The sequence below is a fragment of the Streptomyces noursei genome (genome assembly GCF_001646665.1).
Taxonomy (GTDB): Bacteria; Actinomycetota; Actinomycetes; order Streptomycetales; family Streptomycetaceae; genus Streptomyces; species Streptomyces lavendulocolor.
Map to the genome: position 1 here is coordinate 1 of NZ_LWBU01000110.1, position 12,284 is coordinate 12,284.

Consider the following 12,284-nt stretch of genomic DNA (forward strand, 5'->3'; position numbering starts at 1 on the left):
ACGCCGGACGGGGCGGCAGGCGGCCGGGAGCGCACCGGCACCGTACGGGCGCCGGCGCGGCGGCCGGGGCGGAGGTGAACCCGCACATGCGCCGGGGCCCCGCCGCCGGGCGGCCCCCGAGACCGCCGCAGGGGCCGCGGCCGGCACGACCAGCGGCAAGCCCGCTCCGGCCGGTGCGACCAGCGGCAAGCCCCGCCACCGGCCCCGCCTCCCGCGCCCCTCAGCCCCGCACGCGCCGCGGCACCCCGGGAGCCGGGCACGACCGGGCGCGGCCCCCGGCAGGCCCCCCGGCCCGGCGTCCACGCCACGTGCTGCGCCCGCTCGTTCCCCGCCCGCGGCGCCCTTCCGGCGCCCGCCCCGGCGGAGGAGGGGAACGTGCCGGGCGGCCGGCACGTCACACCGGCGCGACCCGGCGGAGGGGCACGGCCCGCCGGGCGATCCGTCGCGCCCGTACCCGCTCGGCCGAAACACGCCCTTGCGACCCGTGGCCGGCCGCACGAATACTCCCGAAGCAGCGCTTGTCAGGGGCACGGCATGTCCGAAAACCGGACGTCCGCGAAGCCGCCGGAACCTGACTGCGCCTCACGGGCCCGTCCCCCACGGTGGGCCCCCGATTCCCCTCGGGAGGAACGACAAGTGAGGATCAAGCGCACCACCCCCCCCCCCCACGGTGGGCCCCCGATCCCCCTCGGGAGGAACGACAAGTGAGGATCAAGCGCACCACCCCCCGCAGCGGCACAGCCGGACGACCCCGTCTGCTCGCCGTCGCGACCGGTCTCGCCGCCGCCGCCACCCTCGCGGTCCCCGCCGCGAACGCCGAACCGTCCCCGTCCTTCAGCGCCGCCCAGCTGTCAGCCGCCGGCTCGGCCGTCCTGGAGGCGGACGTACCGGGCACCGCCTGGCACGTCGACCCGGCCGGCGGCAAGCTGGTCGTCACCGTCGACTCGACCGTCTCCCAGGCCGAGATCGCCGAGATCAAGAGGCAGGCCGGTGCCAACGCCGGCGCCCTGAGAATCGAGCGCACCCCCGGGAAGTTCACCAAGCTGATCTCCGGCGGCGACGCCGTCTACGCCAGCAGCTGGCGCTGCTCGCTCGGCTTCAACGTCCGCGACAGCGCGGGCACCACCTACTTCCTCACCGCCGGCCACTGCACCGACGGAGCGGGCACCTGGTACGCCAACTCCGGCCGGACCACCGTGCTCGGCCCGACCACCGGATCCAGCTTCCCCAACAACGACTACGGGATAGTCCGCTACTCCAACAGCTCCATCGCCAAGCCAGGCACCGTCGGCAACGTCGACATCACCAGTGCCGCCAACGCCACCGTCGGCATGTCCGTCACCCGCCGCGGCTCCACCACCGGCACCCACAGCGGCTCGGTCACCGGCCTGAACGCCACGGTCAACTACGGCGGCGGGGACGTCGTCTACGGCATGATCCGCACCAACGTGTGCGCCGAGCCCGGCGACAGCGGCGGCCCGCTCTACTCCGGCAGCCGCGCCATCGGCCTCACCTCCGGCGGCAGCGGGAACTGCTCCTCCGGGGGCACGACCTTCTTCCAGCCGGTCACCGAGGCGCTGAACGCGTACCGCGTCAGCGTCTACTGACCCGCACCGCCCGGCGCACGCGAGCCCCCGGCCGGACATCCGGCCGGGGGCTCGACGCCCTGCCCGGAAGCGCCCACATTTGAGAGGATGTGGCGGCGCGGCCACAGGGCGACTTCGGGAAGCGGGGGCGGATGAGGCGCATCGGAGTGACCGGTCACAGGGACATCCCCGACGAACTCCACGCCCATGTGCGCGAGGCCCTCCTGGCCGCCGTCCGCGCCGCCGTCCGCGCCGCCGGCCGGCACCCGGGCGGCGGGGTGGAGGCACTGTCCAGCCTGGCCGCCGGTGCGGACCAGATGTTCGCGGACGCCGCCCTGGCCTGCGGGGCCGAGCTGACCGCCGTCATCCCCAGCGGGGACTACGAGGACGGCTTCGCCGACCCCGGCGAACTGGCCCGCTACCACTGGCTGCGCAAGCGGGCCACCCGCGAGGTGCGGATGGACTACCCCCGCTCCACCGACGAGGCCTACTACGCGGCCGGCGCCTACATCGCCGACCACTGCGACCGGCTGCTCGCCGTCTGGGACGGCCGCCCGGCCCGCGGCCTCGGCGGCACCGGCGACATCGTCGGCTACGCCCGCGGCCTCGGGAAACCGGTGACGGTCATCTGGCGCGCGGGCGTCGAGCGGTCCTGACCCGCCCTACCGGCGGTGCTGCACCAGCCAGTCGGTGTGCTGGGGGGAGACGACGCGCTCGGTCTCGTAGACCGCCGCGGCCCACCTGTCCTCGCCGATGACGGTCTCCATCGCCGTGTGCATCGCCGCGAGGTCCTCCTCGACCAGGGAGTGCGCGGCTATCAGCGGCTGGTGGCGGCGGATCTCGCTCCACGCCACGCACGCGGCCGCGGCGGCCGACAGGAGGGCGGCCGGTACGGCCGAGTCACCGACCGAGAAGGTCCGCAACACGCCCAGGAAGAGGGCGAGGGCGGTGAGCACCGAGATGGTGGCCGACCAGAGCGTGGTCGCCCGCCGCGACAGCACCGTCTTCCTGTGGTACCAGTTCCGCTGCTCGATCAGCCGGTCCCTGACGTACGTCTCCTTGCGTACCCGGAAGGGTTTGCCGCGCAGCATCCGCATGGCCGGGGTGATGAGCTCGCTCCGGTCGTCGGCCGGCGCAGAGGCCCTCGGGTCGGCCCAGCCCACCTTGCGCAGTTCGGCGAGCCCCGCCTCCAGCCGCGAGAGGAACTCCCCGTCCGGGTCGGGGAAGTCGGCGTCGAAGGGGGCGCCGTGGACGGCGTACCGCCAGCACATGGATTTGATGAACTCGGCCGCCGAACGGTTCAGTTGCCATTGCGATTTCGCGCGGCGCCGGGAGGCCCGGTAGGTGACGAGGAGCACGCCCGCGTACGCCGCCGCGCTGAGCGCCGCGGCCGGTTGGAACGTGTCGCCGACCCGCCAGCCGCCGGGTGCCGCGGCCAGGCAGGCGCCCAGGACCAGCAGCCACAGCTGCAGGCGGGTGTCCCGCACCGCGTCGCGCTGCCGGGCGATGGCTGTCTCGTCGGCCCGGTGGAACAGCGCGGGCAGATCTGCGTTTCGGAAGACCATGCTCTGCAGTGGGCCCTGAAACCCGGTCATGCGCACCCCCGTCTGCGGTTTTGTCTTCACTCTTTTGGTGGAATGGCTCGTTCCGGGTAGGTCGGGGAATACTGGCGCAACGCTTTTGTTTCAACCCCTTGCGCTGATTTGCCGTAGGTGGGCATGAGAGTAAAGTCGTGCCGCCGACACTGCAACGGTGCGGTTATCCCCAACCGACCCACTCCCCCAAGGACGGCCGTCGTGAGCTTTCAGACTTCAGTCACCTTCGCTGTAGCGAAGAAGAATCGCGTTCCTCTCGCCGAGATCGACGTGCGGGGCGCGGCAGCGACCAAGAAGCTCAGCCGGGTCCTCCCTTCCGTGAGCGACCGTACCGAGCGCGTCCCCACCTTCAACTCGGCGCTCTAAACTGGCGGAATGAACGGACCCCTGGTCCCATTCCGCGAGATCGTCCTGAAGGTCCACAGCAGGTGTGATCTTGCCTGTGACCACTGCTACATCTACGAACACGCTGATCAGAGCTGGCGTACCCGCCCCAAGGCAATCTCTGACCAGGCCATTTCCTGGACAGCTCTGCGACTGGCCGAGCATGCCAAGACACATGCCCTGCCCTCCGTGTCAGTGATCCTGCACGGAGGGGAGCCCCTGCTGGCAGGGCCCGCGCGGCTGAGGCGCGTCTGCGAGGAACTGACCGCCGCCCTCGCCCCGGTCACCGACCTCGATCTGCGGATCCACACCAACGGCCTCCAGCTCAGCCCCCGCTACCTCGATCTCTTCGACGAGTACGGCGTGAAGGTGGGCATCTCCCTCGACGGTGACAGGACGGCCAACGACCGCCACCGCCGCTTCGCGGACGGACGCAGCAGCCACCCCCTCGTGCTCAAGGCCGTCGAGCTGCTGCACCAGGAGCGCTACCGCCACCTCGACCTCGGTCTGCTGTGCACCATCGACGTCGCCAACGACCCCGTCGCCGTGTACGACGCGCTCCTCGCCCTCGCGCCCCCGCGCATCGACTTCCTGCTGCCGCACGCCACCTGGGAGGAGCCCCCGCCCCGCCCGGACGGCTCGCCCACCGCGTACGCCGAGTGGATCCTCGCCGTCTTCGACCGGTGGAACGACCGGGGCAGGCCCGTCCCCGTGCGGCTCTTCGAGTCCGTGCTGTCCACGCTCAATGGCGGCCCCAGCCTCACCGAGTCCCTGGGCCTCGCCCCCACCGACCTCGTGGTCGTCGAGACGGACGGCACCCTGGAGCAGGTCGACTCGCTCAAGAGCGCCTACGAGGGCGCCGCCGCCACCGGCTTCGACGTGTTCCGGCACTCCCTCGACGACGTCGCCGCGCACCCGGGCGTCCGGGTCCGCCAGCTCGGCCTCGCCGGAGTCGCCGAGAGCTGCCGGCGGTGCCCCGTCGTCCGGTCCTGCGGCGGCGGCCTCTACACCCACCGCTACCGGGCCGGCAGCGGCTTCGCCAACCCGTCCGTCTACTGCGCCGACCTGGAGGCGCTCGTCCGGGGCGTCGAGGACCGCACCGCTTCCGCCACCGCGGCACCCGCGGTGGCCGACCCCGGCGCACTCGTCGCCGAGCAGCACGACCTCACCCGCGTCCTCCTCGCCGAACTCCACAGCGAACTCGACGGGCGCGGCGGCGAGCCGTGGGCCGAGGCTTGGGAGCTGGCCGGGACCGTGGAGCGGCACTCCGACGGGCTCGACGAGGTGCTCGCCCACCCCTACACGCGCACCTGGCTCCTCGACTGCCTGGACGCCCTGCGGGCCGGCCGCCCCGGGGCCGCCGGCCCGGCGGGGGAGCTGGCGCGGTACGTGGCCGCCGCCGCCGTACGCGGCCGGGTCGACGTCCCGGTCCGCATCGCGCACCGGGGCGGCGCGCTGCACCTGCCGACCCTCGGGACGGTCGAGGCGGCCGGTCCGGTGGAGGTCCGGGCGACCGGGGACGGCTTCCTGCTGCGCGCGGCCGGGGGTGCCGAGCGGCGCGTCGGACGGCTCGACGAGGAGGGCGCCGGCTGGCGGCCGGTGCGGCGCGGGGCGCACGGTGCCGCGCTCGACGACCTGGACCCCCACCGCGACCGCTTCGCCGTGCCCGCCACCGGGCGGCTCGCGCCGGGCGAGGCGGCGGAGTGGAGCGGGCGCCTGGACCGGGCCTGGGCGCTGCTCGGGGACGCGGTGCCGGAACAGGCCGGGGAGGCCGCGGGGAGCCTGACCACCCTGACGCCGGTGACCGGTACGGAACCGGTCGTCGGCCGGCACGGGTACGGGGCGCTGGGCCTGCCGGTGGCGGCCGGCGGCGACCGGGAGTTCGCGGCCGCCCTGCTGCGCGGATTCCGGCGGGCCAAACTGCGGGCGCTGCTCGACGTCACGGACCTCTACGCGCTGGACGGCGCGTGGCAGCACCCCGCGCCCTGGCAGGAAACGCCGGTCCCGGTCTCCGCGCTGCTCGCGGGGGCGTACGAACGGGCCGGACTCTCGGCGTACGAGGAAGGCCACGCCGATCATGCCGAAAAGGCTCTCGACCTGCTCGAAAACGCGGCCGAACTCACCGTGAGCGGGAAACTCCTGGTCGCCGGGGTGCGCAAGGAACTGTGCCGATCAAGGGACCGGTCCGTCACGCCGTCCCGGGGATGACCGAAAAGCAGCGGTGAATGACTGAACGTCGTGGGGGTGCAGCAAAGCCTGCTCCGGAATGATTAATCAGCTCGTATCCTTCTCATCCCGGATGCGAGTGATCACATAGGACGGGGGTCGTGTGCAGGCGTCACCGCAAGCGCGAGCGGCGGACCATCGGCCGTATTTCTTCCTGAGTTACGCCCACACGCCGAGGTACGGAGCCGGTGGCCCCGATCCCGACATGTGGGTCGAACGGCTCTTCCGCGATCTGTGCGGTCATGTGATGGCCATGACCGATCTCCCCGCCGGTTCCCCCGCCGGGTTCATGGACCGGGAGATACGGTCCGGCGAGGGCTGGTCGGAACGGCTGGGAGAAGTCCTGGCCACCTGCCGCGTCTTCGTCCCCCTGTTCTCGCCCCGCTACTTCGCCAGCGAGATGTGCGGCAAGGAGTGGTACGCCTTCGCCACCCGGGCGATCTACCACCACGCCAAGCACAACAGACCCGCCGACGCCATCGTGCCCGCCCTGTGGGTACCGGTGCCCCCCGAGCAACTGCCCGGCCCCGCCGAACGGTTGCAGTTCAACCACCGCGACTTCGGCGACCGGTACGTCACCGACGGCCTCTACGGCCTCATCAAACTCCGCATATTCGCCGAGGAGTACGAACGGGCCGTCTACGAACTGGCCAAACGGATCGTCTCCGTCGCCGACACCGCGGGCATCAGCCCCAGCAGACCCGTCGACTACCGCTCCGCGCCCAGCGCCTTCGGCACCCCCGGCCGCGGCCCGCGCCCCCTCCACGTCACCGTCGCCGCCCCCACCCGCCACGACCTCCCCGAGGGCCGCGACCCCGCCTACTACGGCGACATGCCGCAGGACTGGAACCCCTACCGCCCCGACGCGGCCCGCCCGCTCGCCTTCGTCACCGAGGACCTGGTCCGCTCGCTCAACTACCAGGCCACCGTCTCCTCCTTCGACCACGACTCCGGCCCGCCCGACGCCAAACAGCCCCCCAGCCGCCCCGAGATCCTGCTCCTCGACCGCTGGGCCCTGAAGGACGAGGAGCGCCGCGAACGGCTCGCCGCCTTCGACGCCGAACACCGCCCCTGGGTGAGCGTCGTCGTCCCGCGCAACCTCGCGGACCACCAGAGCAGGGCGGCGGACGCCGAACTCAACCGGACGCTCGAGGAGACCATGCCCATCAAGATGGGCCAGGGCCGTGCCGCGAGCCGCGCCGCCGCCAGAGGCGTACCCAGCATGGAGGCGTTCGGCCAGATCCTGCCCCAGGTGGTGGAGGCGGCCGCGCAGCAGTACCTGCGGCACGCCGCCGTCTACCCGCCCGCGGGCGGCCGGCACACCGAACGGCCCCGGCTGCGCGGCCCGATGGCGGGCGAACCGGGCACCACCCACTTCATTCCCGAGACGCACCACATCGCGCCCGATGCGGAGGACCTGGATGACAGCCAGTCGTGACGGACGCATCGTCACCTTCTACTCCTACAAGGGTGGTACGGGACGGACGATGGCCCTGGCCAACACGGCCTGGATTCTCGCCGCGAACGGCAAACGGGTCCTGGCCGTCGACTGGGACCTGGAAGCACCCGGCCTGCACCGCTTCTTCCACCCCTTCCTCGACCCGTCCACCCTCGGCGCCACCACCGGCGTCATCGACCTGATCACCGAATACGCCTGGGCCGCCACCAGCCCCGTGCAGCGGCCCGACGACTGGCACCGCGACTACGCGCGCATCCAGCCGCACGCCGTCTCCCTCACACCCGAGGCGCTCGGCTGGGAGTTCCCCGACGGCGGCACCCTCGACTTCGTCTCCGCCGGCAAGCAGAACCGCGAGTACTCCGCCACCGTCTCCACCTTCGACTGGGACAACTTCTACGACCGCCTCGGCGGCGGGCACTTCTTCGACGCCCTGCGCGACGACATGAAGGCCAACTACGACTACGTCCTCATCGACAGCCGCACCGGCCTCAGCGACATCGCCGACATCTGCACCGTCCACCTGCCCGACGCCCTGGTCGACTGCTTCACCCTCAGCGACCAGTCCATGGACGGCGCCGCCGCCGTCGCCCGCCAGATCGACGAACGGTACGGCGGCCGGGGCATCCGGATCTTCCCCGTGCCCATGCGGATCGACGAGGGCGAGAAGGAGAAGGCCGACGCCGGCCGGGCGCTGGCCCGGCTCAAGTTCGACGGCTTCCCCACCGGGCTGACCGGCGAGGAGCTCGCCTCCTACTGGGGCGCCGTGGAGATCCCGTACCGCCCCTACTACGCCTACGAGGAGACCCTCGCCACCTTCGGCGACGACGCCGGGATCGCCAACTCGCTCCTCTCCGCCTTCGAGCGGCTGACCGCCGTCGTCACCGACGGGGACGTCACCGCCATGCCCGCGGTCAACGAGGAGGTGCGGCTGCGGATCCGCGACGCCTTCACCCGCCGCCGCCCCGCCCTGCCCGCCGACCTGTTCCTCTCGTACGTCGCCGAGAACCGCATGTGGGCCGACTGGATCGAGTCCGTCCTCACCCGCGCCGGCTTCCGCGTCGTCCCGCGCGACGTCTCCGCCGACCCGGCCACGAGCGGCGGCGACACGCTGCACGCCGCCGAGAACGCCGCCCGCACCGTCGTCCTGCTGTCCAGCGCCTACCTCAAGTCCGCCCGCGCGGTCGAGGTGTGGGAGCGCGCCGCCGCCGAGGACCCGGGCGGCGGACGCCGCCACCTGCTGCCGGTGCGCGTCGGGGACGTCCGGCTCACCACCCCGTACATCGACCGCAACCCCGTCGACCTGTTCCGGCTCGACGAGGTGCACGCCACCGCCGCGCTGCTGCGCGCCCTGGACCGGCCCGTCAAACTCAACGAGGGCGTGCCGCCCGGACCTCGCTTCCCCGGGACCGTGCCGAAGATCTGGAACGCCCCGCCCCGCAACCCCGGCTTCACCGGCCGGTCCATGGTCCTGGAGCGGATGCGCGACCAGCTCGGCGGCGGGATGGCCGTCGTCCTGCCCCAGCCGCAGACCCTGTACGGGCTCGGCGGCGTCGGCAAGACGCAGGTCGCGCTCGAGTACGTGCACCGCTTCATGGCCGACTACGACCTGGTGTGGTGGATGTCCGCCGAGCAGACCGACGACGTGATCGCCGGCCTCGCCGAGCTGGCCGTCCGTCTCGGCGCGCAGGGCGGCGACGACATGGCCGCCGCCTCCCAGGAGGCCATCGACCTGCTCCGGCGCGGCGTCCCGACCAACCGCTGGCTGCTCGTCTTCGACAACGCCGACGACCCCGACGCGCTGAAGCGGTTCTTCCCCACCGGCGGGCACATCCTCGTCACCTCCAGGAACCAGACCTGGTCCCAGTACGGCGACGCCCTCCCCGTCGACGTGTTCCTGCGCGAGGAGTCCGTCGAGCACCTCCAGCGCCGCGCCAAGGGCCTGGGCGCCGAGGACGCCGACCAGGTCGCCGAGGCGGTCGGCGACCTGCCGCTCGCCGTCGAACAGGCGGCGGCCTGGATCGCGGAGACCGCCACCCCCGTCGGCGCCTACCTGGAACAGCTCCAGGAGGCCGCCGCACGGACCCTGGCACTCAACCAGCCGGCCGGCTACCCCGAGCCGGTCGCCGCCACCTGGAACGTCTCGATCGCCCGCCTCAAGGAACGCTCACCGGCCGCCGTGCGGCTGCTCCAGCTGTGCGCGTTCTTCGCGCCCGAGCCGATCCACGCCAACCTGCTCTACAGCAAGGAGATGATCGAGGCCCTCAAGCCGTACGACGCCTCCCTCCAGGAGAAGCTGGTGCTCGGCCGGGTGATCCGCGAGATCGGACGGTTCGCCCTGGCCAAGGTCGACCAGGTGTCCAACTCCATCCAGGTCCACCGGCTGGTGCAGGCGGTCATCCGCGCCCAGCTCACCGAGCAGGAGCAGCGGGACGCCCGGCACGCCGTCCACCGGATCCTCGCCGGAGCCCGGCCGGACGACGACGAGCCCATCGACAACCCCGAGACCTGGCCCCGGTTCGCCACCATCTGGCCGCACCTGGGCACCTCGGAGGCCCGGTACTGCAAGGAGCCCGAGACCCGCCGGCTGCTCATCGACCGCGTCCGCTACCTCTGGAAGCGCGGCGACTGGCAGACCGCCGGCGCCCTCGCGGAGGACCTGCGCGACGCCTGGCGCGAGATGCTCGGCAACGACGACCTCCAGTACCTCTACCTGCGCTTCCACCTCTCCAACATCCTCCGCTCCCAGGGCCGGTACGTGGAGGCGCGGGAGCTGGACGAGGTCACCCTCGAACGGCAGCGCGCCGTCCTCGGCCGGTCCCACCCGCACACCTACATGACCACCTCCAGCCTCGCCATGGACCTCGGCGCACTCGGCCAGTACGGCAGGGCCATGGAGCTGGCCACCGAGGCGCACGAGGGATTCAGCCAGATCTTCCACGACTCCCACCCGCGCACCCTGGCCGCCGCCAACAACCTGGCGCTCAACCTCCGCATGGTGGGCCAGTACTCCCGCGCCCGCGAGATCGACCAGGAGGTCTTCGACCGGCGCACCGAGGTGCTGGGGCCCGAGCACCCGTACACCCTCTCCTCCGCCGCCTCGCTCGCCCGGGACCTGCGGGAGGTCGGCCGGTACGAGGACTCGGTGACGCTGCTCGCGCGCACGTACGACAGCTACAAGGAGACCCTCGGCCGGGCCTTCCCCGGGACCCTGGCCGCGGGCAAGAGCCTCGCCGTGTCCCTGCGCCGGGCGGGCAGACTGGAGGACGCGCGGCGGCTCACCACCGCCACCCGCAACCGCTACCGCGCCAAGTACACCTACGCCCACCCCGACTCGCTGGCCTGCGACCTGAACCTGGCCGCCGACATGTTCGCGGCCGGGGAACCGGTGGCCGCCCGCGACCTGGCGCAGGAGGTCGTCGACCAGTACCGGGAGGTTCCCGGCGAGCGGCACCCGTACACCCTGGCCGCCCTCAACAACCTGGGCATCTACCAGTGGGGCTGCGGGGCCCCGGAGAGCGCCGAACAACTGCTCCAGGCCGCCCTCCGGGTCATGCGGGAGGTCCTCGGCGAACGGCACCCGCACGCCCTGTTCTGCACCGTGAACCTCGCCAACGCCAAGGCCGACCTCGGTGAACTCGACGAGGCCCTGGCGATCGAGCAGAACACCGTGCGCGCCCTGCGCGAGGTCCTGGGCGGCCACCACCCGGAGGTGCTGGGCGTCGCGTCCAACCTGGCGGTCACCCTCGGCGCGCTGGGCCGCAAGGACGAGGCGGCCCAGCTGCGCACGGAGACCGCCGACGAACTGGCCCGCCAGCTCGGCGACGACCACGCGCTCACCCGCCTGGCGCGGGACGAGCGCCGGGTGCACCGGGACCTGGAACCGCTGGCCGTCTAGTCCCGAGGGCTCGGTTCTCCCCCTGGTTCCGCCGGGGGGACCTCCACCGGGGGTGGTCCCCCCGGCGCTCACCCGTCCGTGTCCAGCAGCCAGGTCAGGACGCGGGGCAGGGCGTGCAGGGCGTCGAAGTGCGCGGCGGCCGGCTCCAGGACGGCCGTCGCGCCCGGGATCCGCTCGGCGAGCCACCGCGAGTGGCCCACCGGCGAGAACACGTCCTGCTCGCCGTGCCAGAGCAGCACCTCGCCCGGGATGTCGGCCGGGTCGAACCCCCAGGGGCTGCAGAAGGCGAGCGCGTCGTCGATCCAGCCGTACGCGGAGGTGCGCAGCGCCTCCTGGTAGTTGCGCAGCAGCATCGACCGTACGCCCGCGTCCGAGACCACCATCCGGTCGGACGCGGTCAGTTCGCGCCGCAGGTCGTCCAGGAGCCGGACCGGGTCCTGGCGGATCGCGTCGGCGCGCGGGGTGAGCCGGGCCGCGACGCCCTCGGGATCGAGGGTCGCGTGGGTGTACTCCGTGACGTTCGACGCGGCCATGCCCTCGAACCAGTCCAGCCCGTCCGCGTCCCTGGGCGCCAGCGTCACCAGCGCGGCGGTACGGGTCACCCGGTGCGGCAGCAGGGCCGCGCAGGCCAGCGCGTGCGGGGCGCCGCCGGACCGGCCCACCACGGCGAACCGCTCCAGCCCGAGCGCGTCCGCGATGTCCGCCACGTCCGAGGCCACGTCGGCGACGCTGCGGCCCGCCAGCCGGTCCGAACCGCCGTAGCCGGGACGGTCGTACGCGATCAGTTGCATACCGCGCTGGTAGAGCACCATGCCCCGCGGGGCCGGTCCCAGTCTGCTGCCGGGCGTGCCGTGCAGCAGGAAGACCGGACGGCCCTGCGGGTCCCCCAGACGTTCCACCATCAGATGCCGGCCGTCCGCCGCGCGCACCCGACGTCGCAAGCCCCCCGCCTCCTTCACCGTGTCCGTCGATGACTACCCCTCAGGGTGCACGGGCGGGGTCTCTTTGTCGCCAGGGGGAACGTGCCGGGTGTTCGCAAACGGAACCGGCGGGGGCGCCGGGAGTGGTGGGAGCGACGGGGGCGTGGAGTGAAGGTCGTGTGCGCGTCCGCAACTCGACCTTGTGTGCTACCGGTTGGT

General features: G+C 72.7%; 8 protein-coding genes. 6 read left to right on the top strand and 2 right to left on the bottom strand.

Features of this window, described 5'->3' with window-relative positions; all coding sequences use genetic code 11:
- The first annotated feature begins 704 nt into the window (after positions 1 to 704).
- Together A4V12_RS10565 and A4V12_RS10570 are read left to right on the top strand one after the other, a co-directional pair.
- Entirely contained in the window at positions 705 to 1,607 is a 903-nt protein-coding gene (locus A4V12_RS10565) for a S1 family peptidase (RefSeq protein ID WP_064069026.1), read from the top strand.
- Between the two features lie 131 nt (positions 1,608 to 1,738).
- Positions 1,739 to 2,242, top strand: coding sequence for a hypothetical protein (locus tag A4V12_RS10570; RefSeq protein WP_064069027.1), 504 nt, complete (start codon positions 1,739 to 1,741; stop codon positions 2,240 to 2,242).
- A gap of 6 nt (positions 2,243 to 2,248) precedes the next feature.
- Here A4V12_RS10570 and A4V12_RS10575 read toward each other — a convergent pair whose 3' ends face one another.
- Positions 2,249 to 3,151, bottom strand: a complete 903-nt coding sequence (locus A4V12_RS10575) for a DUF4231 domain-containing protein (protein WP_064069028.1) — start codon at positions 3,149 to 3,151, stop codon at positions 2,249 to 2,251.
- 231 nt (positions 3,152 to 3,382) lie between these two features.
- Between A4V12_RS10575 and fxsA the strand changes: the two genes are divergently transcribed.
- From fxsA to fxsT, 4 genes are all read left to right on the top strand, one after another.
- A complete protein-coding gene (gene fxsA, locus A4V12_RS10580) occupies positions 3,383 to 3,547 on the top strand; it encodes an FxSxx-COOH cyclophane-containing RiPP peptide (RefSeq protein ID WP_234372133.1) in 165 nt (54 codons plus the stop codon).
- 9 nt (positions 3,548 to 3,556) lie between these two features.
- On the top strand, positions 3,557 to 5,773 hold the full coding sequence (fxsBH, locus tag A4V12_RS10585) for a radical SAM/SPASM protein FxsBH, inactivated beta-hydroxylase extension form (protein ID WP_199831260.1): 2,217 nt from the start codon (positions 3,557 to 3,559) through the stop codon (positions 5,771 to 5,773).
- A 121-nt stretch (positions 5,774 to 5,894) separates the two neighbouring features.
- Positions 5,895 to 7,229 carry a TIR-like protein FxsC gene (locus A4V12_RS10590; protein ID WP_159028848.1) on the top strand — a complete coding sequence of 445 codons (1,335 nt, stop codon included), beginning with the start codon at positions 5,895 to 5,897 and terminating at the stop codon, positions 7,227 to 7,229.
- The gene (gene fxsT / locus A4V12_RS10595; protein WP_107415385.1) at positions 7,213 to 11,145 is read left to right on the top strand and encodes an FxSxx-COOH system tetratricopeptide repeat protein; all 3,933 of its coding nucleotides are present in this window, start codon (positions 7,213 to 7,215) and stop codon (positions 11,143 to 11,145) included. Before A4V12_RS10590 ends, fxsT begins: the two co-directional genes overlap by 17 nt.
- Before the next feature lie 68 nt (positions 11,146 to 11,213).
- Here fxsT and A4V12_RS10600 read toward each other — a convergent pair whose 3' ends face one another.
- Positions 11,214 to 12,086 carry an alpha/beta fold hydrolase gene (locus A4V12_RS10600; protein WP_079136965.1) on the bottom strand — a complete coding sequence of 291 codons (873 nt, stop codon included), beginning with the start codon at positions 12,084 to 12,086 and terminating at the stop codon, positions 11,214 to 11,216.
- Between the last annotated feature and the right edge of the window lie 198 nt (positions 12,087 to 12,284).

Bases quoted from the DNA above. Each gene is read 5' to 3' on its own strand.
- A4V12_RS10575 (WP_064069028.1), bottom strand. From the start codon at position 3,151: ATGGTCTTCCGAAACGCAGATCTGCCCGCGCTGTTCCACCGGGCCGAC.
- A4V12_RS10570 (WP_064069027.1), top strand. From the start codon at position 1,739: ATGAGGCGCATCGGAGTGACCGGTCACAGGGACATCCCCGACGAACTC.
- fxsT (WP_107415385.1), top strand. From the start codon at position 7,213: ATGACAGCCAGTCGTGACGGACGCATCGTCACCTTCTACTCCTACAAG.
- fxsBH (WP_199831260.1), top strand. From the start codon at position 3,557: ATGAACGGACCCCTGGTCCCATTCCGCGAGATCGTCCTGAAGGTCCAC.